Source organism: Enterococcus sp. 9E7_DIV0242 (genome assembly GCF_002140975.2).
Classification (GTDB): domain Bacteria; phylum Bacillota; class Bacilli; order Lactobacillales; family Enterococcaceae; genus Enterococcus_L; species Enterococcus_L clewellii.
Map to the genome: position 1 here is coordinate 1,256,653 of NZ_CP147247.1, position 21,348 is coordinate 1,278,000.

20 protein-coding genes and 1 other annotated feature are annotated in these 21,348 nt (G+C 40.7%); of the genes, 8 read left to right on the plus strand and 12 right to left on the minus strand.

Going from position 1 to position 21,348, the window contains the following annotated elements; all coding sequences use genetic code 11:
* Positions 1-137 precede the first annotated feature (137 nt).
* The 4 genes from A5888_RS05850 to A5888_RS05865 all read right to left on the minus strand — a co-directional run bounded on the left by A5888_RS05850 (position 138) and on the right by A5888_RS05865 (position 6,595).
* Positions 138-1,244: a hypothetical protein gene (locus tag A5888_RS05850; RefSeq protein WP_086348250.1), complete on the minus strand. Its 1,107-nt coding sequence runs from the start codon at positions 1,242-1,244 to the stop codon at positions 138-140.
* 165 nt (positions 1,245-1,409) lie between these two features.
* Positions 1,410-2,720, minus strand: a complete 1,311-nt coding sequence (locus tag A5888_RS05855) for a PTS sugar transporter subunit IIC (RefSeq protein WP_086348251.1) — start codon at positions 2,718-2,720, stop codon at positions 1,410-1,412.
* Positions 2,721-3,249: 529 nt separating this feature from the next.
* Positions 3,250-5,640 (minus strand): glycoside hydrolase family 9 protein, encoded by a 2,391-nt coding sequence (locus A5888_RS05860; protein ID WP_086348253.1) that lies wholly within the window; start codon positions 5,638-5,640, stop codon positions 3,250-3,252.
* Positions 5,633-6,595, minus strand: coding sequence for an ROK family protein (locus tag A5888_RS05865; RefSeq protein WP_086348254.1), 963 nt, complete (start codon positions 6,593-6,595; stop codon positions 5,633-5,635). The genes A5888_RS05860 and A5888_RS05865 overlap by 8 nt, the downstream gene beginning before the upstream one ends.
* A 185-nt stretch (positions 6,596-6,780) precedes the next feature.
* On the opposite strand from A5888_RS05865, the gene A5888_RS05870 reads away from it, so the two are divergent.
* The 6 genes from A5888_RS05870 (at position 6,781) to A5888_RS05895 (ending at position 11,306) form a co-directional block, all read left to right on the plus strand.
* A complete protein-coding gene (locus A5888_RS05870) occupies positions 6,781-7,839 on the plus strand; it encodes a LacI family DNA-binding transcriptional regulator (protein ID WP_086348255.1) in 1,059 nt (352 codons plus the stop codon).
* 3 nt (positions 7,840-7,842) lie between these two features.
* Complete coding sequence (locus A5888_RS05875; protein WP_086348256.1) at positions 7,843-8,652, plus strand: HAD family hydrolase; 810 nt, start codon at positions 7,843-7,845, stop codon at positions 8,650-8,652.
* Positions 8,653-8,713: 61 nt separating this feature from the next.
* Positions 8,714-9,814 carry an SIS domain-containing protein gene (locus A5888_RS05880; protein ID WP_086348257.1) on the plus strand — a complete coding sequence of 367 codons (1,101 nt, stop codon included), beginning with the start codon at positions 8,714-8,716 and terminating at the stop codon, positions 9,812-9,814.
* A gap of 165 nt (positions 9,815-9,979) precedes the next feature.
* Positions 9,980-10,246, plus strand: a complete 267-nt coding sequence (locus A5888_RS05885) for a hypothetical protein (protein WP_086348258.1) — start codon at positions 9,980-9,982, stop codon at positions 10,244-10,246.
* A gap of 39 nt (positions 10,247-10,285) precedes the next feature.
* Complete coding sequence (locus A5888_RS05890; RefSeq protein WP_086348259.1) at positions 10,286-10,855, plus strand: GNAT family N-acetyltransferase; 570 nt, start codon at positions 10,286-10,288, stop codon at positions 10,853-10,855.
* The gene (locus tag A5888_RS05895) at positions 10,827-11,306 is read left to right on the plus strand and encodes a DNA-deoxyinosine glycosylase (RefSeq protein WP_086348260.1); all 480 of its coding nucleotides are present in this window, start codon (positions 10,827-10,829) and stop codon (positions 11,304-11,306) included. Before A5888_RS05890 ends, A5888_RS05895 begins: the two co-directional genes overlap by 29 nt.
* 48 nt (positions 11,307-11,354) lie before the next feature.
* Here the strand turns inward: A5888_RS05895 and A5888_RS05900 are convergent, their stop codons facing one another.
* The 8 genes from A5888_RS05900 to A5888_RS05935 all read right to left on the minus strand — a co-directional run bounded on the left by A5888_RS05900 (position 11,355) and on the right by A5888_RS05935 (position 19,214).
* Positions 11,355-12,095 (minus strand): cyclase family protein, encoded by a 741-nt coding sequence (locus tag A5888_RS05900; RefSeq protein WP_086348261.1) that lies wholly within the window; start codon positions 12,093-12,095, stop codon positions 11,355-11,357.
* Between the two features lie 11 nt (positions 12,096-12,106).
* Positions 12,107-13,213: a 5-methyltetrahydropteroyltriglutamate--homocysteine S-methyltransferase gene (locus tag A5888_RS05905; protein ID WP_086348262.1), complete on the minus strand. Its 1,107-nt coding sequence runs from the start codon at positions 13,211-13,213 to the stop codon at positions 12,107-12,109.
* Between the two features lie 58 nt (positions 13,214-13,271).
* Positions 13,272-13,517 (minus strand) — a binding site (T-box leader).
* A gap of 108 nt (positions 13,518-13,625) precedes the next feature.
* Complete coding sequence (locus tag A5888_RS05910) at positions 13,626-14,087, minus strand: phage tail protein (protein WP_086348263.1); 462 nt, start codon at positions 14,085-14,087, stop codon at positions 13,626-13,628.
* A 135-nt stretch (positions 14,088-14,222) separates the two neighbouring features.
* Positions 14,223-14,756 (minus strand): TetR family transcriptional regulator, encoded by a 534-nt coding sequence (locus A5888_RS05915; RefSeq protein ID WP_170924716.1) that lies wholly within the window; start codon positions 14,754-14,756, stop codon positions 14,223-14,225.
* Between the two features lie 63 nt (positions 14,757-14,819).
* Entirely contained in the window at positions 14,820-15,119 is a 300-nt protein-coding gene (locus A5888_RS05920) for a hypothetical protein (RefSeq protein ID WP_086348265.1), read from the minus strand.
* 13 nt (positions 15,120-15,132) lie between these two features.
* Complete coding sequence (locus A5888_RS05925; protein ID WP_422389734.1) at positions 15,133-16,938, minus strand: ABC transporter ATP-binding protein; 1,806 nt, start codon at positions 16,936-16,938, stop codon at positions 15,133-15,135.
* Positions 16,931-18,694, minus strand: a complete 1,764-nt coding sequence (locus A5888_RS05930; RefSeq protein WP_086348266.1) for an ABC transporter ATP-binding protein — start codon at positions 18,692-18,694, stop codon at positions 16,931-16,933. Before A5888_RS05930 ends, A5888_RS05925 begins: the two co-directional genes overlap by 8 nt.
* A gap of 82 nt (positions 18,695-18,776) precedes the next feature.
* Entirely contained in the window at positions 18,777-19,214 is a 438-nt protein-coding gene (locus A5888_RS05935) for a MarR family winged helix-turn-helix transcriptional regulator (protein ID WP_249274424.1), read from the minus strand.
* 383 nt (positions 19,215-19,597) lie between these two features.
* On the opposite strand from A5888_RS05935, the gene A5888_RS05940 reads away from it, so the two are divergent.
* Both A5888_RS05940 and A5888_RS05945 read left to right on the plus strand, forming a co-directional pair.
* Complete coding sequence (locus A5888_RS05940) at positions 19,598-20,272, plus strand: response regulator transcription factor (RefSeq protein WP_086348267.1); 675 nt, start codon at positions 19,598-19,600, stop codon at positions 20,270-20,272.
* Position 20,273: 1 nt separating this feature from the next.
* A complete protein-coding gene (locus tag A5888_RS05945) occupies positions 20,274-21,281 on the plus strand; it encodes a sensor histidine kinase (RefSeq protein WP_086348268.1) in 1,008 nt (335 codons plus the stop codon).
* Positions 21,282-21,348: the final 67 nt, after the last annotated feature.

The window sequence follows — 21,348 nt, forward strand, 5'->3', positions numbered from 1 at the left end:
ATGGCCTTACATATATCGAAAAATATGCTTCGTATAACGAATAGCCATACACCAGTTAGCAAAATCAGCTCATAATAATTTTGACCCAACAAAAAAGCAGTAATTCTCTTTCGTAAGTAGAGGATCACTGCTTTTTTCTATTCTATTAATGTATTTTCTTCCTGTTGAAAAGACTCTTCCAACAGTTGTTCCAGCCATTCGATTTCATCTAATCCTAGTTTTGCACTTGCTAGATTAGGCGCTTTTTCATATAATGCTTTCCCTTGATCCAAAAGCATTTCAGCTCTCTCATAGTCTCCTTCAACAAAGCCATAATAAGCAGCCTCCAACGCTCTATTTCCCATAAGCGGTTGCTTCAAGCTTGCTTTCACACTCTTATCTTGCCATAGCTGAGGAATCCATTCATCGTCACTTTCCTGCGTACAAAGCCACATCAACATAGTCTTCTTCAGTTCTATTTGATAAATAGGAAGCAACTCATCCTGCCGCTCCCACATTTCCTCCAATAATTCTTCATATCCAGCCAAATCCCTTTGTTCAAATAGAAGGCCTAGTTGTAAAAATGTCTGATAATCATTAAAATAAGTTCTTTTTGGGATTGCCGGCACTGTTTCAAAATACTTTTCAGGCAAATCAATATGTGTTTTCCCTAGACTGAACTGATAATTAGCATCCATTTGTAAATAAAATAAGAATGCCTGTTCTTGACTTGAAGAAGCCATTCGAAGTGTTGCACCATCATTGAAGCCCATGGGAATACCGTTTGTCACTGCAAAAAACAGACCAACAGTAACAAAAATCATTGCACTTAGAGAATTGGGCGTAAACAAAACACCGATCACTACACTGAAAATCAGGTTTGCCAATACTCCGCCCATCAGATACAATCGAAACGGAAAATGCCCATTTTTATATGGCGGTGGTGCCATCAGACATTGCCCTAAAGTTCCCAGCACCTTATGGCGACGGAAAACAATTTTTCCATTCTCTTGCCAAACCCACATGAAGGAAAATAGTCGAAAGCTCACCATCTTATAGCCTGTCAATAACCCAAATACGGCATGACCTGCTTCATGTATAAAAATTTGAACAATAAACCATAGTATCAAAAATAGGAAGAGTTGAATAAACGTCAGCGTAGTTACTTCACCTCTGCTAAGTGTTTTTCCAAGAAAATAGCCAAAAACACCGCCAATTATGGCCATCAGCAAAATATTCGCAAGCTGTTTTATTACCTTTTTCATTTCAAGCCTCCTTTAGCTACCTTATATTTTAGCGGAAACAACAGAAAAATAACAGATGCAATTTAGACAAAAAGAAGAGCAACACAGCGGCTACTCTTCTTTCAAATTTACAATTAACGTTTTTTGAAGCTGCTAGTCTATTTTTTAGAGAGAACTATGAATCAATTACACATTCGTTTCCATCTTATTTGAAACGATAACAAACGGCATATAGATCAACGTACCCACAACAATGATTACGATTTGCAGGATAGCTGCTCTGAAATCACCGGCAGTTGCCAGATAACCGGAAAGTACCGGCGGTGTCACCCAAGGAATCAAAATGTATGTTGGCGTCACTAAGCTTAAGCTTGTTGCGAAGTACGCTAGTAAAGTTGAAACCATAGGAACAATACAGAATGGGATTGCATATACTGGGTTGAATACAATCGGTAGTCCAAACATCATAGGTTCACTGATATTGAATAGGCTGGAAACACCACCAAGCTTGGCAATCATTCGTTGGTCTTCTCTTTTAGAAAATAGTAGAACAGCAATAACCAGACAAATCATCGTTCCGCCCCCCCCCATGTATACATAGGCGTCTAAAAATGGCTGAGTTACGATATTTGGTGCTGCTGATCCAGCATTGATTGCTTCCACATTTTGCTGTAAAGAAGTTAATAGGATTGGGCCCGATATCGCACCGAATACGAATGCTCCGTGAATACCAAAGATAAAAACAAAGGTTGAAAGAAATACATAAAGCAAAATTCCCGGTAAGGTTTGGAAGCCTCCAACTAAAGGTGCTTGTAAAATGTTGACAACAATTTCCGGAATCGTTAAACCTGTAACAGTTCGAAGCACTACCTCACCAATCGCAAAAAGACTGATTGCGATAAATGCTGGAATCAAGCTATTGAAGGATTTGGCAATTGCCGGTGGCACACTTTCCGGCATTTTTATTTTTAAGCGACTATTTGCGGATAGCTTCACAACGAGCGGTACACTGATCAATGCAGCCAAAATTCCTAAAAGCATTGCGGAAGCGCTTGTATAAGTTTGTGTCAATGTACCGGAAGTTTGAATCTCAGTGCCATCAAATCCAGTAATGTTAATAATATTTGGAACCAAGCAAACATAGCTGGCTAGAGCAACGATCCCTTCCAAGGCCCCATCTGAATCATACGAGCGAGCCAATCGTACGCCAATTAGAAACGTTACCATAATTCCCAAAATACCAAGTGTTCCATTATATGCCTGCACACAAATTTCAGAAATCATTTCGCGTCCCGGTATTCCCCGTAAAAGCCCTGTGTTCTCTGTTAACAGGACATTATTGACAAGCAGGAAAAATGCGGCTGTAATAGTGATCGGAATCGTACTGGCAAAAGCATCACGAATAGCACCAATAAATCTGTTTGTGGCTACTTTGTTCGCGTATAAAGCAATTTTTTCCCCTAATGCTTCTTTGTTGAAACTACTGTCTTTCATCATGATTTGTTCTCCTTTTCTTTATTGATGAAAGTAGGCAAGTCATTGCCCACTTTCTCCATTCTAGCGGTCCGATAGCCAGTTCCCTAGTGTACTTGATGAAAGGGAAATGGTTCTCCTTTTCTTTGTTGAGGAAACTACTCAAGTATTTGATCAGTTTCTCCATTCTGATGGTCCGATGTCCTCTATCTCTAGGTTCTTGTTTGCTCCAGAATAAAGGCTCTCCTTTTCTTTATTGATGAAAGTAGGCAAGTCATTGCCCACTTTCTCCATTCTAGTGGTCCGATAGCCAGTTCCCTAGTGTACTTGATGAAAGGGAAATGGTTCTCCTTTTATCTGCTGGGGAAACTGCTCAAGTATTTGTCCAGTTTCTCCATTTTGGTGGTCCGATAGCCTCTATCTCTAGGTTCTTGTTTGCTCCAGAGTAGAGGTTCTCCTTTTCTCTGTTGAGGAAACTGCTCAAGGGTTTGATTAGTTTCATCTTTTTTATCTGATGTTCGTTTCTTTTACTGTCTACGGTTAGACGGTCTTATTACCTTCTCGTGTCATTTTCATAGTTAATCAGTTCTGCTGTCAGCGAAAGCCATTTTCCTGCTACGCCAACCCAAACTTCTTTATAGGTTGCATTATTGAACTGTGGCCAATAGGGCTGATCTTCATCCCCAAAAGTCTGCATTCCAACAGGCATTTCTCCAGTGATTTCACCTGATGAAACAGAATATTGTTGTGGATAATTATATCCTTCACCATAAACCATCGATTGCCCAAATGGATTTTTTCCAACCATCCATTGAAGCTGCTGATGCCCTCTATCCAGTAATGTCTGGTTATTTATCAGCCGACCGATTATAGCAGCTGATTTTCCCATAGAGAGTAAAATCGCATTGTTTCCTCGGAAAGAGAACCAGATTGGAAAACGTTTGATATAAAGTCCTTTCCCGATCTCAATCCCTTGTTTTAATTGTTTTTGATAACTTTCTTCTGCTTCATCACTTACTAAAAGATGCTGCTTGTAAAAACTTTCCTTGTCCTGCCACTCATCTTCGCGATAAATCCCACTGGCAAACATCGGATAAGGTTCTGTAAAGGCAGCCAAATATTCCAGATATGCCCCATACTCTCTTGCCGCTTGAACCCACTCTCCATATTTTTGATGAACAGGAAAGGCCGTCATCATTTCTTCAAAGGCTTGCGCATAGAGATGCTCTCTGGCTTGATGATTGAAATGCTGGAATACACGTCGTTTGTCGTCTCGATAAAACATTCCTTTGAGTAAGGTTCCATCAGTTAACAGCAACCCCTCTTTTTCCTGACACTGTTGTAGTTCATCAAAGCAACGAACTGCCTCTTCTTGGTACCGATCTTCTGTAAAAAGTTGATACATCAGCGCAGATGTCCATGCCATCGTCGCTAAAAATGTACTTTTTGATGTGCTATATGTGTGCTCCCAAAAAATCGGTTCATGAATAAATCCAGTTTTTTCAAAACCTGCCATGGCATAGTCATAGTCTTCCTTCACGACTTGTAAAAGTGTTTCTTTTAGGGGATGCCCTTCCGGTAATACGGTGATTATCTTTGCTAATAGACCCGTAATCAGAAAATTATCATACGGACTATTATGAATTCGTGGGACTGCATCATCCATGTTACCGATTCGGTTGTCCGTCCAGCGTGTAACACCCACACTCGTCATTCGATCGCCTTCATCTAATCTTGTTTTCAGAATAAAGTCGATGCCCCATTCTCCTTCTTCAAGCAATCGGATCGAAAGCAACTCATTTTCTTTCACTGCATCCGCCGCTTCGAATAAGCTTGCAGTAACTTCCGCTGTTTGAATCAATTGCTGAGAAAGATCGCCTGCATCATGCCAGCCGCCACTAAAATTGACTAAGGTTCCTTTATACTCTGTTGTCAGATCCTCATGACAGGTTCCATGAATCCCATGAACCGGGCAACCACAGCGTTCACAAAAGATGAAATTCAAAGATTTCCATACAGAAGAAGTAGTCAATGTCGAAAAATCATCAATCAGAAATGGCGGTGTTTTTACTTCACCGATCTGTAGGAAATATGTCCCTGTTTCTTTCACTTCAGAAAAATCCAATAGGCCAAACGAACCAGTTTCCGTTTCGATTACAAGAATTTCTTTTTCTACTACCAGTTGATCCCCGTTTTCAGCTCTTACTTCAAATATACACTCGGAAAAATCTTCTTTATTGATAATTGCTGTTTTTTTAAATGTCGAATGATACCCAATGTGAGAGTAGATGATTTCTTTTCTTGGTGCTTGCCACCCTTTAGCAGAAGTATTTTTCCTATTTTCTTCCAGATAAAGATCACTGATCGTATAGTGGAGCTGTCCAGCTAAATTCGAATAGGAACCATTTGCCCCTGAAAAAATACGAATTCCTGTTACGGTATCTCTTGGAAGGTTACTGATATCAAGAACATAAGTATGTTTTTCCTGTCCTTCTAGATTGATCACGTGCGTTCCTTCTCTGTTATAGATATCTGGAATCTTGATTTCTCCATCATTTTCAAGTGTGATGGTGATCGTTGGATTGATGACATTTTTACATTCAGCAGCAACACATAATTTGATCTGTGTATAGTCTGTCCAATCTTCTCGATCGATTGCAAGACGTGCACCGACTTCACCAAAATTAACATAGTCACCATCTTCAGGTGCACCATCCGGCCATGAGTCGTAGCGAGTATCACTGATCAATGTCACAAAGGAACGATTAGCTTCCAACCTGCCTCTCCCAAAATGCTGCCACTGAACATTTTCCGATACTAGTGTACGGCGTTGAACGATTTCTTCTTTTTCCAACTGCTGTTTTTCATAGGAACGGCTATGATCCAATGGTAATGGACGATGAATATAGCCAGATGCTTTCAACTGTTTCTCCATATCATGCATCCTTTCTTTCTCCTTTCTGATTTATAAATACCAAAGCTGCAGCCCCCTTCAGCGCAACAACATTTGGGTCTAACTCCGTCACAGAAAATCCTTTTGTCACAAATCGAATTGTCTTCTCATTTAGTAACGTTACCAAATGATTCAAAAACCATCCGTCATTCATCACTCCTCCACCGAAAACCACCGCTTCCGGATCACTGACACGAACTAAATTCATTGTTAAAGCTGCGGCAGCTTTCAAAGCTTGATTCACCACTCTCTTTGCCAAAGGATCATTTTTTTCATAGGCGAGAACAAGCTCATAAAATGGCACTCTTTCCGAAGTATTTATAGGCAAACAAGTATCCGGATACTCCGCAGCAAATTTTACCATCTGATTGTGCATTCCCAATCCGGATGAAAAAAGTTCAACACAGCCCTGTCTTCCGCAAAGACAACGATCTTCACTATTCATATCGACAACCATATGCCCAACTTCACCAGCGTTAGAATGCCCCCCAACAATCAATCGACCATCTGTTATCACTCTTCCGGCGATTCCAGTTCCAATATTTATATAAACAAAATTTTGGGTTTCTCTTCCCTTGCCCAGCATGTTCTCAGCTAAAGCAGCTCCTGAAACATCATTGGTCAGCCAACAAGGCAGCTGGAATTGTTCTGCTAACTCATCTGCCAGACTTGTCGGTTCTGACAAACCAGGTCGGATCTCAAACCACTCACCTGTTTCAGTATTTACTCTTCCGACCACACATACACCAATACCAATTAATTGGCCTTTGATTGTCTGATGTGAAAGAAAATCGGTGATTGCTTCTTTTATTTTTTCAGCAGCAGCTTGCATGCTTGTAACATTGGATGGATACTTTTGGCTAGATAGAACCTGCCCATCCTCAGTAACTTCCCCCACTAATATCTTTGTTCCGCCTAAATCAACGGCTAACACTGTCTGTGTCACTCGACTCACCTCAATCAATTTGATAACGTTACCAAATATATCTATTATGTTTTCGCTTTCACGAGTATCATACATCCTTGATAAGTAGTCTGTCAATACTAAATATATAAATTTAGTAACGTTACCAAAAATTATTGCTTTTTATTCAAACCTAACATAAACTAAGATATGAGGAGGTCTTTTGCATGAAAAAAAATATTACGATCAAAGAAATTGCTAAAAAAAGCGGCGTTTCAGTTTCTACTGTCTCTCGCGTTTTAAATAATCATCCATCTGTTTCTCCTGTGAAGCGTGCAAAGGTTCAGGCAATCATCGAAGAAGAAGGCTTTCAGCCAAGTATGCTGGCTCGAGGAATGGTTTCCAATCAAACAAAGACCTTAGCAGTCGTCGTTTCGGATATCACCAATCCCTATTTCACCTCACTTGTATCCGAAATTGAGTTAGCCAGCCAAGATCAGCATTACTCACTTTTGCTATTCAATACAATGACTGCGGGCCATAAAAGAAAAGCAGACAGCAGCTTTTCTGAGAAGGACACCTTCAATACGATTCTTGAAAAGAAAGTAGATGGCGTATTGATACTCGGGGGTGAAATCGATAGAGATGAACCTAATCCGGATTATCTAAATGCATTGAACCAGCTGAACAAGCAAATTCCTGTGTTGATCGTCGGTCAGGCGCAAGAAAATTGTACGTGTTCATTTTTAGAGCGCGATTTAGAAAAAGGTGTCTTCTTGGCTATGCAGCATTTATTAGCACTGGGGTATCGTCGGATCGGCTTTGTTGGAGGTGAAGCTGGTGTTAAGATCACTACACAAAGAGTTCAGGCATTTGAAAAAGCATTATCTTTATATAGTACCTTTGACCCTACACTCCTCTATTTGAGTGACTTTTACACAGAAGATGGCTACCAAAGTATGACAAAGATTATTCAAGAGCAAGAAACCATGCCTGATGCAGTCTTAGCAATCAATGACCGCGTAGCAATCGGTGCCTTTCGTGCGCTGAAGGATCAAGGACTATCTTGCCCAGAAGATATTGCTATTGCCAGCTGTGATGCATTCCCGGATGGTGAATATCAAATTCCGAGAATTACAACAATCAATCAGCACAACCAAATATTAGGTCAATTAGCTGTGAAAAGACTATTGAAATTGATCAATGAGGAACCCCTAGGCACGATCGACCTACATTCCCCAGATTTGATTATTCGCGAGTCTTGCGGCATTCAAAGGAGAACATAGAACATGGACAAACATCTTATTTTTATGGACATAGACGGTACATTAGTAAGCAGAGATCAAAAAATCTCCACAAAAACCCGATCCGTCATTTCAGAGCTTCAAAAAGACGGGCATCAATTTTATGTGGCAACTGGCAGAAAATATTCTTCTGCCATTGATGTTGCAAAGCGGCTTACACCTGAAACAAAAGTCGTTGCCTCGAATGGCAGTATCTATTCAGTCAATGACACACTGCATAAAAAACAGCTGTCTCGAGATGCTCTGGCAGCTATTTACGAAACAGTTTTTCAGAAGAAAATCCCCCTATTCTTTTTTGGCGAGCATACTGTTTTTTACACGGAGGAGCTGCCTGAATATCTTCAAAAGAGTGACCAATCCAGGGTCAGTGCCAGTGGAGAAGAAGATTTTCTATTCATTGATTCAATTGACACGCTTCTCTCTATGAGTACTCGAATCGTGAACGGCATCATCATTGCAGATGATCGTCAAGACGAGCTTAACAGTATCAAGGCTGAGTTGGCAGAAAGGGAACTGCTTTCCTTGTCGTCTTCTCATCCTAACAATATTGAATTGATTCCTAAAGGTGTCAATAAAGCAACGGCTATACAGGAGATTCAAAAAGAATTGTCTGTGCCGAAAGAGAAAATCATCAGCTTTGGTGATGGTATGAACGATTTGGAGATGCTGCAAGCCTCAGGGGTTAGTGTGGCAATGGGCAATGCAGTAGATGAATTAAAACAAGAGGCAAAATTTATCACAGATGCCAACACAGAGGACGGTATCGCTAATTTTTTGATCAACTATTTCGATTGAGAATAAAGCCGCGAAATCACACGAGCCGTTTTCCAACTAATAAAAAGGAGCTAGATAAACCATGACAAAACCAACGATGCTTTCCTACATCATGGAAGAACAAAGTACATTAACTGATATCATTGGTAAATATCCTGAAAATATCGATCAAGCACTGGTAGGTCTTGCCATCGATGCAGAGAATTGGCTGGTCCTTGGCACAGGGTCAAGTATCAACGCCGCGCACAGTGCTAAATACTATATCGAAAAAGTAGCAGATATCAAGTTATCGATCGAAGAGCCTTACAATTTTACACACTATGAAAAAATCGATCCGGCACTTCAAGTCGTGTTAGGGATTTCCCAAAGTGGGCAAAGTACCTCAACAATCGAAGCCATTAACAAAATTACCGCTCATCATCCTGTGCACACGATGGCAGTCACAAGTATTCCGGATAGTGAGATCACCAAGAAAACGACGACGACACTGGATATTCTTTCCGGTCGTGAACGGGTTGGCTATGTCACACTCGGTTTCTCTGCAACGGTTCTTGCACTCATGCTTTTAGGCCTTAGAACCGGTGTCAAAAAGGGCTTGATTTCTACAGAAAAAGAACAATCTGAGTTAGCAGAATTTTTGGCAATAACTGCCCGTTTTAACGAAACAATCACAAAAACAACGACCTTCTTTGAAAAACATCGACAAGATTTTAAAGATGCACCTCGCTTTACTTCTATTGCCTATGGTCCAGCTGTCGGAACAGCCATGGAAATGGAGACGAAGTTTTCAGAAACGATTCGCGTCCCTTCCCAAGGAGTGGAACTCGAAGCCTTTATGCATGGACCGTATCTTGAAATCAATCCAGAGCACCGCTTATTCTTTCTTGATACACCGGCAAAGCCGGAAATCATTGAAAAAGCTGGTTTGCTAAAAGCATATGAACAGCGCCATACAGAACATGTCTTTACTATTTCTCTACGAATGGAGGAATCCGATGACGATTCGGTGTTAGCTCTAGGTGACTATGAGGACGAACTCAAAGCGCCATATCTGGCAATCCTTCCCTTCCAAGTCTTTTGCTGGTATATTTCTCGGGAAAAGGGAATTGATATCACTCAACGAATCTTTACTGATTTTTCTCAAGCAGTCAAAAGTAAAACAACCGTTCAAGATTATGTGTGACCTTTTCACTCGTATTGAGCAAAGAGCTACCTATTTTACACCGGTGATCAAGCATTCCAGCAGATCACTGGTGTTTCTTTCTTCTCCCCTCTTCTGAAAGCTTGTCTCTCTATAATTTCACGTGCTATACTTTCTATATAAGCTTGAAAGATTGGAGTGATTCTTATGACACTTGACACTATTCGTTTTCTTACTACTATCGGTTTTGTTTCTACTGGTATTGTATTGTTGCTCGCTTTGCTTATCAAGTATGTAACTAGCGGCCTATTTCTTTCCAGAACACCCCAACGTTTTATCCAAGACAAAGAAAATCCTTATTATGCGAATGAAAGAAAGTTTGGCTACGCGTTCAGTTCTTGGGCACTCCATTATATCCCTGCTCTTTGCCTAGCTTGCCTCATTCTTTTGCTTTTTTCATTCATTGTTGGATAAATTATTCCCGCTAAAAAAATTAGTAATGGAGGCTGTAAATTGAACTATAAGAGACTCGAACAACACACATTGACTCCCCAACTATTTAGCACATTTATTCGGCATCAGGAGGTTACACATTGTTGGCGATATACAGAGGACAAATGGCAAATTGTTCCCGTTACTTTTACCGAAGACTGGGGATTGGAAGAATATACTCAATTATGTAGCTATTTGAAACAAACACTTAAAAGTGGTGGATTTGTTTTAGGGGCTTTTACAGAGGGACACCGACTAAAAGGATTTGTCAGTGTTGAAGGGGCACCATTTGGCAGTCAAAACCAATACCTTGATTTATCTTCCCTCCATGTTTCAGAGGATGCACGCGGACAAAAAATAGGGCAATCACTCTTTTTAGCTGCTGCTGATTTTGCTGCAGAACAAGGGGTTGAAAAATTATATATATCGAGTCATTCGGCCGTAGAAACACAGGCTTTCTATGCTTCACTTGGGTGTGTTGACGCTACAGAGCCTTCTACTTCGCACTTAGAAAATGAACCTTATGACCGTCAGCTAGAATATCATTTAGGAGAGAGGATAAATGAAAAAAGGCTTAGCACCGATTGTTGACCAACAGACAGAAGTCCTTATTTTAGGAAGCGGACCCAGTGACCGTAGTATTGCTTTACAGCAATACTACGGAAATAGAGGCAATCAATTTTGGAAAGTTGTTTTTGGTGCCTTGAAACAAATTGATCCAATCAATTATACAGAGAGAATCGCCTTACTCAAAGCAAATCATATCGGCTTGTGGGATGTTTATGGCGCCTTTGACCGACAAGGGAGTATGGATACCAATTATAAAGAAACCCAGCTAAATGATTTTTCAGAAATTCTTACTTTGGCCTCTCTAAAAAAAATTATCGCCAATGGAAATGAATCTTTTCGAATCATTGAAAAGCATGCGTTATTTCCTGAGCTGCCTGTTGAAAAATGCTCCTCTACAAGTGGCGCAAATAATGGGCGACAGGTACAACGCAAAGCAGAATGGGAGAGCGCATTGGCCTTTTTAACACAATAAGAGAGAAAATAAGGCATTTAAATGCCTTATTTTCTCTCTTTTGGTTACTCAATTGGGAACAATAGCGAACGCTCGAATATTGAAGCCGGGCGCTCGTTTGATCTTCGGAACACCAAGTACAATTGCGGCACCGACGGCTGGAACCTCTGACAAATTTGTCAGCACCTCGACTTGAAATTTGTCCTGTGAAAGCCAATAAAGTTCACCGATCAATCCCCCATTAGCCGTACACGCTACAGCAGAATCTGTATCCAACGTCTCATGTCCAATCGCTTGAACGTTTCTTTGCTCGTGGAGAAACTGCAATGCTTCTAACGACCAACCAGGCGTATGGGCTTGTCCCTGTTCATCTCGATTATAAAAATCATCGTGGTTTTCCCAGCGCTTGGACCAGTCACTGGCAAAAGCAACAAAGCTTTCTGCAGGAATCGCGCCGTGCTTGTCTTCAAATGCATGAATATCGGCAACCGAAAGCTCATAATCATGATTAGCTGCCACTTCTGTTTCTTTATGCAAAACAATCAATGGCAATACCAGCTCTTTCAATTCCAGCTCTTCCAAATGACGTTTCCCTGAGGCGAAATGGCTGGGCGCATCGATATGAGTCCCATATTGTGTAACCAAATTATATTCTTTTGCAAAAAATCCATGTTCCTCAACAGTAAACAAGGTCTTCTCGGTCAATGGCTTGAAGGACGCAAAATAGGGAATCTCTCCTGAAACCTCATGCGTCAAATCGATCCATTTTTGCTGCTTCAAAAATGTGATACTTTCTAAAATTGTCGTCATAGACGCACCCCCTAGTCGTTCGGCCAAACCTCTTTTGCTACCTCTACAACCAATTTCAACTTCGCCCATTGGTCCGCTTCACTCACTTTATTGCCTTCATGTGTTGAAGAAAACCCACATTGTGGACTTAGACACAATTGATCCAATGGCACATACTGAGAAGCCTCCTTGATTCGGTTCTTCAACAGCTCTTTACTTTCTAATTCTGGTGTTTTGGTTGTTACCAATCCCAAAACTACCCGTTGATCTTTGATATTTTTCAACGGTTCAAAACTGCCTGACCGTTCGTCATCAAACTCAAGGAAGAACCCATCGAATGCCGTGATTGCTAAAAGTCTCTCCGCAATAAGATCATAGGAACCGTCATATAGCCAATGGGATTGAAAATTCCCTTTACAGAAATGGAAGGTTACTGCTAAATCAGCAGGTTTGTTTGCTAAGATCGCCTCGGTAATATCGCCAAATTCTTGGATAAGCTCATCCGGATCATAGCCATTCTGTTCGATCATCCCACGAAAACGTGCATCAAATAGTCCACCCCAGCTAGTATCATCCAATTGCAGATAGCGACAGCCCGCCGCATAAAACGCTTCAATCGCCTCTTGGTAGGTAGTGATCAAGTCCTGAATAAAGTCAGCCTTTTTCTCATACGCAGGTTTTTCATGATACTGCTTAGATAAAATAAAGGAATCCAAATAGATCATATTTGGTCCGGGAATCGTTTGTTTGGCAATCGCTTCTCCCGCATGTTCTTTCGTAAATTTGAAATGTGACAGGAATGGATGTGCCGAGTTAAATGACAGCTTATCACTGACAAATGTCCCCTGTGCTTCTGTTGTTAATCCAAAAGCTGTTGTTTCAAAATCATAAACTGTAATACCATTCAGCCCTGCAATAAAATCTAAATGCCACCAACGGCGACGAAACTCTCCATCTGTAACCGCAAGCAACCCGACTTCCTTTTGTTTTTCAATAATTTTGATGATTTCTTGATCTTCGACCTTCGTCAAATCCTCTTTTGAAATATTGCCTTGTTTAAATTGTTCCCGCGCTTCTTTTAGTGCTGTCGGACGTAGCAAGCTCCCTACTTGATCCCAGCGAAAGGGGATAGTTGTCATGTGTTTTCCTCCTCTATTTTTGTTGATAAAAAAAAGCCCTTAGACATCGTAAAAGATCTCTAAGGACATATAGATATGTGTTACCACCTTATTTCGCAGCCGTTTCACAATTGCTGCCTCATTCAGTACCCAACGCAAGGTTGGAGACTAGTGTTCATTAACGGAACAAACCGTACCTTCTTAAATCATTCAGAAGATCCACTCAAAAGCCATTTTCAAAATAAGCATATCTCGTCCTTTTTCAGCTGTCAGGACTCTCTGTTGGAGAAGGCATTATTTTTACTTTCTTTCTCATTGTGTTTTAATATTCGTTTCACTCAATATAGCAAACAAACCAAGCGCTTGTCAATGTCATTCGAAAAAAGAACCGAGGCAACCAAGTATTTTGATTGCTTCGGACTCTGCTTCTGCTTTAGTAGCTTCCTTTTATCACAAAATAATAGCCGCGGATTACACCTGCCAGCTTAGATTTTTGGCGGGCAAACTTGAATTTCCCTTCCAGCTCTGTCGGTACCTCCATCCCTTCTGAAAGCTTGAAGCCAACTGCTCGCTTGCCTTCGTCTGATAGGCTGTACATTACATTGACAGACAGACCGTTTTCATAAAACACATAAGAAAATCTTGTCCCCTCTGCCTCAAAATCAGTTACTTCCAGTGGTTTATAAGGAAAGTGCAGCTCTCTTTCTTGTAAAATTTTTTCGATCCACGCCAGTGTTTCCGGTGCTTCATCGGCAGGAACGGTGACAAATTCATGTTTGTATTTGTTCCAAAAATATCTTGCTTCATTTGCACGAAGTCCGGCCAATGCATCAGCAAATGGAGAACTTTCCAAGCCAACCGTTGATACTTCTTTAAAATCTACTTTATACGACATACTAGTCCCCTCTTCTATGTTTTATATAGTAAGTATAATCAGAGAAGAAGAAACTACAAAAGAATAGGTTCTGAAATTGGTACCAAACATAAATTAGCTAAGAAAATGTACGTATGCTCTCACTTATTATGATTTTCAAAAGGATTCATCTTTAGCAATCAATGCTTGAAACAGAGTCAGTGTTTCAATGGTCTTCTTTTTGTTTGCCACAGGTGCTTCTGCTCTCATCCATCTTTCGATAATCCCAGCCATCGCTTCTGCACAACCTATCAATGTCAGTTCATTGTCCGCAAAGCTCTGAGTATAGTTTTCCAGCAATTGATCAGCAAAAATCTGCTTTATCTTTTCTCTGACCCATTGATTTTCTTCTCTGTTCAGCAGATTCTTCAAAATAGCTCCTGCCCCATCTAGCTCATCAAGAAACTTCGTCCAATTGCTAATGGATAGCGATGTGCCAAAAGTCCTACTACACATATCATTGAACCAGCTAAACTGTTCATCCAACAGACTATATTTATCAAGATAATAGATATAGAACGTGTTTCTACTGATTCCAGCCTCCTCCGAAAGCTTGGTCACAGAAATTTCTTCAAAGGTATGTTCCTGAAGCAACACCTCAAAGGCATGAAGAATCAACTTCTTCGATTTTACAGTACGTAGATCTCCCACGACATTTTCACCTTCTTTGGGTGTATCCAAGACGTTAATACAATCAATTTTTTAAGATACACATTAATTAAGATTTTGATCGACTAATTGACAGTCATTGATACGCATGAATCGAAAAATCTCTCCCGGAAGCTCTTTCCAATAACGAACCAGCTTTTGAAAAAGACTTGCTTCTGCGGTCATCTCATATTCTGTGACAGTCACGCCAAAGTTTTTTCGCGTTTCTCTTTTAGCTTCTTCCTCGAAGACTTTCAATGCTTGTTGCTTCTGACTCTCCACAGCTAGTGTGTCGATTTCTAGATAGGAGCCTTCGATTTTTTTCACTCGCTCTATAAAATAGAGTGTTTGAGTCTCGGTACTCATCGTTTCACCTTCTTCATCCAAATTTTTCTGTATGTTTCATTTCTATTTTTTCAAACTGGCTATTATATAAATCGGCATAAAATCCTTGTTGCCCGATCAACTCATCGTGGGAGCCTTTCTCAATGATATTCCCCTCTTTCATTACCAAAATCAAATCAGCATTACGAATCGTAGATAGGCGATGGGCAATAACAAAGGATGTTCGACCTTCCATCAGACGATCCATCGCTTTTTGTATCAGTTCTTCAGTCCGTGTATCAACGGAACTGGTTGCTTCATCCAAAATCAACATCGGTGCGTCCTTGATCAACGCTCGAGCAATCGTCAACAGTTGTTTCTGTCCAACTGAAAGAGAAACACTATCATCTAAAACAGTCTCGTAACCGTTTGGTAAGGTGCGAATAAAATGATCGATTCCAACCGCTTTACACGCAGCTATTACCCGCTCCTGACTGACACCCGATTGGTTGTAAATCAAATTTTCAGTTATCGTTCCTTCAAACAACCATGTATCCTGCAGCACCATACAGAATTGATCATGAACTTCCTCGCGTGTCATACTCGCTATCGGTACACCATCGATCGTGATTTGCCCTTGATTGATTTCATAAAATTTCATCAACAAGTTGACAATCGTTGTTTTCCCTGCACCGGTCGGACCGACAATCGCAATCTTTTGACCTACTCGTGCTTCAGCAGAAAAGTTTTTAATGATTGTTTTGGACGCGTCATAGCCAAAGCTGACATTTGAAAATGTGACATTTCCTGTTACGCTCTTCAATTGAACTGCTTTGTCTGTTTCGTCCTCCATCTCTTCCTCATCTAAAAACTCAAAAACCCGAAACATCGCTGCACCTGCTGATTGCAAACTGGAAACAGCTTGAGCTAATTGCCCTAAAGGCTGTGAAAACAGACGAACATAAACCATAAAAGCCACAATCACACCAAATGTAATTTGTCCATTTAGTGCTAGAATAGCACCGACAACACATACTGCAACATAACCAAAATTACCAATAAAGCCCATCAGCGGTTGCATGATTCCTGATAAAAACTGTGATTTCCACACACTGCCATGCAGCTTATCATTTAACTCAGTAAATGTAGCAGACATATTTTCCGCTGCGCTATATGACGTGATGACATTGTGTCCGGAGTAAGCCTCTTCAACAAAGCTGTTGACCTCAGCCAAATTATTTTGTTGTCCATCAAAGTGCACTTGCGACTTCTTCATAATGATCATCATCAAAGCAAAACCAAGCAGTACTGAAACGACAGCCGTCAAACACAAAATCGGGTTTGATTTAACCATCATGAACAGACAACCAATAAATAGAGTAATAGATGGAACAAGCGAGCCCAGACTTTGGTTCAGTGACTGACCAACCGTATCTAAGTCATTCGTTACCCGACTCAACGTATCGCCTTGACTATGAGAATCAAAATAGCTTAATGGAATTTTATTGATTTTTGCGGAGATTTGCTCTCTGAGTTTCTTTGAAAAGCGCTGCGTAACAGTTGCCATAATGTAACCTTGTCCGTATGACATCAAAATCCCAATACCATAAATGATTGCCAGTGACAAACAAATACTGCTAATTTGCTCCAAATCGATCGAGCTCTGTAACCCTACGGTGATTAAATCTGTGATCTCGCTCAATTTGTCTGGCCCGATGATCGATGTGATGCTGCCAATGACTGCCAAAATAACTGCTATGGCAAATGGGACTGTATACTCGGAGGCATACTTTTTAATATTGTTCATAAAATTAGAGGTCTTCTTTTCTTCTACATGCGTTTCTGTTAATGTACTATCCATTCGCTAATTCCTCCTTTGAAAGCTGTGAATAAGCAATTTCCTGATATACTCTATTGGTTTTTAAGAGTGATTGATGCGTCCCTTGCCCGACGACCGTTCCTTCATCCAATACAAGAATCTCATCGGCATCCATAATCGTGCTGATTCGCTGGGCAACAATCAGCTTCGTCGCGTCCTTGACCTTTTCAGCCAATACGTCTCTCAGCTTTTTATCTGTCTTATAATCCAACGCGGAGAAGGAATCATCAAAAATCAAGAATTCCGGCTCTCGTGCCACTGCTCGAGCAATCGCCAAACGTTGCTTCTGACCACCGGAAAAGTTTGTGCCATTTTGGGCAACATGACTGTCCAAACGATCTTTTTCTCCCTCAACAAAATCTTTCGCCTGTGCAATTTCTAACGCTTGGTTTATTTTCTCATCATTTAAGGGAGACGCACTACTCTGACCAAAATCGACATTGGAACGAATGGTCCCACTGAACAAGACAGCCTTCTGAGGAATATAACCGATTTTATCGTTCAAATCCTGATGGCTGTACTCCTGAATGTTTTTTCCATCGACGGTTATCGTTCCTTCTGTCACATCATAGAAACGTGGAATCAGATTTACGATCGTACTTTTCCCACTACCCGTTGAACCGATAAAAGCGATTGTTTCTCCTTTATTTGCCTTGAAGCTGACATTTTTGATGACAGCCTCTGACGCATTTGGATAAGTGAAAGACACATTTGAAAACTCGATCGCTCCTTCACCGACGCCGGCTTGACCGCTGTCTTCCGGAAATTGAATCGAGGGTTCCATATCCAGCACCTCATTGATCCGTTTAGCTGAGACCAGTGCCCGTGGCAAAATTAGAAAAATAATCGTCATCAGCATAAAGCCCATCACGACTTGCATCGCATAGGAAGAGAATACGACCATATCACTAAACAAGGTGATTTTCATTGCGCCATCCGCTGCATCGATCAGGTAAGCACCGATCCAATAAACAGCCAATGTCAGTCCACTTGAAACGAGAGTCATCCCCGGACTCATGATCGCCATCATCCGATTCGTAAATAAATTGACCTGTGTCATTTCTTCGTTGGCTCCTTCGAACTTATCGTTTTGATAGTCTTCAGCATTATACGCCCGAACGACACGTAAACCTGTAAGGTTCTCTCTAGTGATACTGTTCAGCTTGTCCGTCAAGCCTTGAACAACCGTGAATTTCGGTTGAACGATCGTCAAAATGATTGTCAGCATAGCTAAAAGTACTACGACCGCCACCCCTGTTGATACCGTCCACTCCCAGTTTTTATTGGCAATTTTCATGATGGCCCAAACCGCAGTGATTGGTCCTTTAATCGAAACTTGTAAGCCCATTGCTACCACTTGTTGAATTTGAGTAATATCATTCGTTGTTCGAGTAATCAAGCTTGGAATTGAAAACTTATTCAACTCATCGGTTGAATAATCCATGACACGATGGTACACGTCCTCTCGCAAGCGACTGGTCAAGCTTCCGGCAATTCGTGCGACAAAATACCCAACAACCACCGATGAAGCAAAGCTTAAAAGTGATAGCAAAACCATCATCATTCCCGGTTGCATGATATCAGAAATGACTGTATCCGGCATTTGTAGCTGGCTCGTTACCTCCGACATGTAATCAGGAATCTTCAATTCCAGCCAGACCTGTACCACAATGAATGCTACACTGACCAGAACCAATAGTCGTTCCTTTATTGTTGTTTTCTTAAGTATCTTTATCATAAAAAATCCTCCTGTTGTTAATGGTTACCCTGCTAACTATATATCGAAAGAAAAATCTGACGATAAAAGCTGTCAGATCGGCTTAACTTTGAATATTCTTTTTTAGCTTTTCAATCGTGTGGATAAATGACTGAAGTTCTTCCTCAGAAATATTCTGCGTTAGACGTTCCTCCAGATTGGTCACAAACTGCTCCACTTTTTTCATATTCTCCATTGCTAATTCTGTAACGATGAGCCGTTTAAAACGCTTGTCCTTCGCTGAAGGAACAATTGTAATGAACCCATTTCTTTCCATTCGTTTTACCAGACGACTCGCTGTCGGCTTGCGAATAGATAACTCTTTTTCCAAATCCTTCTGATAAATTTCCCTGTCCAGATTTTCGCTTAAAAAGCCTAGTGCCCACGCTTGAGGACCTCTCATCTTCTTCAATTCAGAATCGGGTCCTTGCTTTTCTATATAGCGCCCAATCAGAATAGACAATTCACGGATTTCAAACCCCAATGTACCGTGCGGTTTCAAGATGATCCCTCCTTAATAAAATTAATAGTTGTCGTGCTAACTATAAGTAGAATACGACATTTTTTTTTACCTGTCAACCATTTTTATTCGTTTGTGTATTTGCTTAAACGAGGTTTAACTACTGAAATTATACAATTATTATTTGCAGACTCTGGCACTAAATAGAGGAACCCAAAATTAAAAGACTTTTCTCATGTTTCTATAGGTAGGGAGAATAGCTTTTGATTAGAAAACCGCACGATGTCATTCCAATTCTTCCTAAAATTATTTCTCTTCACGAATCAAAGATATGATAGACTTATGACGTAACGTATCTGAGAGAGTTAACGCTCATAGCCATCTTAGACACAGACAAAGATGCTTTCATCCTTGGAGGGATAAATATGAAAAGAATACTCGTTATTGAAGACGATAGAGATATTGCTAAAAATTTAGATAGATTACTACAAAAACATGGATACAGCGTTTTGGCTGTTCACACACAAAAAACAGCACTTGATTTATTACATGAACAATCCTTTGATTTGGCATTGATTGATATCGGTTTACCCGATGGTAATGGCTATGCTGTTGGCACAAGCATTAAGAATCTGGATAAACCATTCCCTTTTCTATTTCTGACTGCCATGGATGACGAGGCCAGTGTGGTGACTGGCTTAGAGCTGGGTGGAGAAGACTACATCATCAAACCCTTTCGACCAATGGAGTTGATTTCCCGTATCAAAACAGCACTGAGACGGAATGAAAAGGATCAATCCGAATACCTTATAGATAATCTGGTCATTGACACCATGCGAGGGACCGTCCATAAAGGGGGACAGGAAATTTTCCTATCGGCTTTAGAATATAGGTTATTATTGATATTTGTGAACAATAATGGACAAATCCTTTCCAGAGATCAACTACAACAGCACATTTGGGACATCGCCGGTGATTTTGTCAACGATAATACCATGACCGTCTATATCAAACGATTACGGGAAAAAATTGAGGATGATCCGCAAAAACCGACGAAAATAAAAACCATTCGCGGCTTAGGCTATAAACTGGAGGTTTAATGTGAAATATCTACGAAATAAAGAAGAGCGAATATTCTTTTTCATTCTGAGTATTCTCGCAGCGGCGGCCGTATTCAGTAATTTTCTAATCAACCGCACAGCAGGAATAATCACACTTCTTATTTGTCTGAGCTTTTTTGGAGGAATCTTCTGCTATAACAAAAACAGGTACCGCCGAATCGAAGAGCTGACAAATCAAATCGATGAGCTTCTTCACGGCGCACAGTTGCCTGTGCTTCAAGCAGAGGAGGGTGAATTAGCCATCTTATCCAGTCAGATTCAAAAAATGACGATACGATTGCAGGAACAAAGTCGTTCGCTTCAAAAAGAAAAAGCACACCTTTCTTCTTCCCTGACAGATATTGCCCATCAGTTAAGAACACCTCTGACAACACTGACAATGATCGGTGATTTTCTAAGTGATCCTGAGCTAGATGAGCAGCGGCGAATGTCTCTGGCACGGGAACTTCTAAGTATGCTAAAGCGAATCGACCAGCTGATCACGATTCTTTTAAAAATTGCAAAATTAGAAGGACAAACGGTTCAATATCAGCCGCAAATCATCCCTTTGAAAAAACTATTGTCCGACGCGCTTCAGCCATTTTTGATTCCGATGGAGCTGAAGGATATATCGGTTCAGCTCGTTGGAGATGAGACGATCCAGTTATTGACAGACTCGACATGGACGCAAGAAGCTGTTGGAAACATTATAAAAAATTGCATTGAGCATTCAGAGAGCGGCAGTCATCTAATCCTTGCCTATGAACAAAACGCTCTTTATACCGAGCTCACCATTTCAGATACGGGAACAGGGATTGATGAGGAAGATCTACCTCACATATTTGAACGCTTTTACCAAGGGAAAAACCATCATAAAAACAGCTTTGGCGTCGGTCTATCCTTAGCACGGATGATTATTACACAGCAAGGTGGAAACCTCACTGCAAAAAATAAACTCTCCGGCGGGGCAGAATTCACGATTCGATTTTATAGAGATATGCTTAAATGACGAAATTGTCATTTTCCAGTCACGGGACAGTCATTCTCATTCAGTAGAATAGAGACAAGTACTAGGA

What these genes read in the sequence shown, in the direction of transcription:
- A5888_RS05850 (WP_086348250.1), bottom strand. Translation starts at nt 1,244, where the DNA reads ATGAAAAAGGTAATAAAACAGCTTGCGAATATTTTGCTGATGGCCATA.
- A5888_RS05855 (WP_086348251.1), bottom strand. Translation starts at nt 2,720, where the DNA reads ATGATGAAAGACAGTAGTTTCAACAAAGAAGCATTAGGGGAAAAAATT.
- A5888_RS05860 (WP_086348253.1), bottom strand. Translation starts at nt 5,640, where the DNA reads ATGCATGATATGGAGAAACAGTTGAAAGCATCTGGCTATATTCATCGT.
- A5888_RS05870 (WP_086348255.1), top strand. Translation starts at nt 6,781, where the DNA reads ATGAAAAAAAATATTACGATCAAAGAAATTGCTAAAAAAAGCGGCGTT.
- A5888_RS05875 (WP_086348256.1), top strand. Translation starts at nt 7,843, where the DNA reads ATGGACAAACATCTTATTTTTATGGACATAGACGGTACATTAGTAAGC.
- A5888_RS05880 (WP_086348257.1), top strand. Translation starts at nt 8,714, where the DNA reads ATGACAAAACCAACGATGCTTTCCTACATCATGGAAGAACAAAGTACA.
- A5888_RS05885 (WP_086348258.1), top strand. Translation starts at nt 9,980, where the DNA reads ATGACACTTGACACTATTCGTTTTCTTACTACTATCGGTTTTGTTTCT.
- A5888_RS05895 (WP_086348260.1), top strand. Translation starts at nt 10,827, where the DNA reads ATGAAAAAAGGCTTAGCACCGATTGTTGACCAACAGACAGAAGTCCTT.
- A5888_RS05900 (WP_086348261.1), bottom strand. Translation starts at nt 12,095, where the DNA reads ATGACGACAATTTTAGAAAGTATCACATTTTTGAAGCAGCAAAAATGG.
- A5888_RS05905 (WP_086348262.1), bottom strand. Translation starts at nt 13,213, where the DNA reads ATGACAACTATCCCCTTTCGCTGGGATCAAGTAGGGAGCTTGCTACGT.
- A5888_RS05910 (WP_086348263.1), bottom strand. Translation starts at nt 14,087, where the DNA reads ATGTCGTATAAAGTAGATTTTAAAGAAGTATCAACGGTTGGCTTGGAA.
- A5888_RS05920 (WP_086348265.1), bottom strand. Translation starts at nt 15,119, where the DNA reads ATGAGTACCGAGACTCAAACACTCTATTTTATAGAGCGAGTGAAAAAA.
- A5888_RS05925 (WP_422389734.1), bottom strand. Translation starts at nt 16,938, where the DNA reads ATGGATAGTACATTAACAGAAACGCATGTAGAAGAAAAGAAGACCTCT.
- A5888_RS05930 (WP_086348266.1), bottom strand. Translation starts at nt 18,694, where the DNA reads ATGATAAAGATACTTAAGAAAACAACAATAAAGGAACGACTATTGGTT.
- A5888_RS05940 (WP_086348267.1), top strand. Translation starts at nt 19,598, where the DNA reads ATGAAAAGAATACTCGTTATTGAAGACGATAGAGATATTGCTAAAAAT.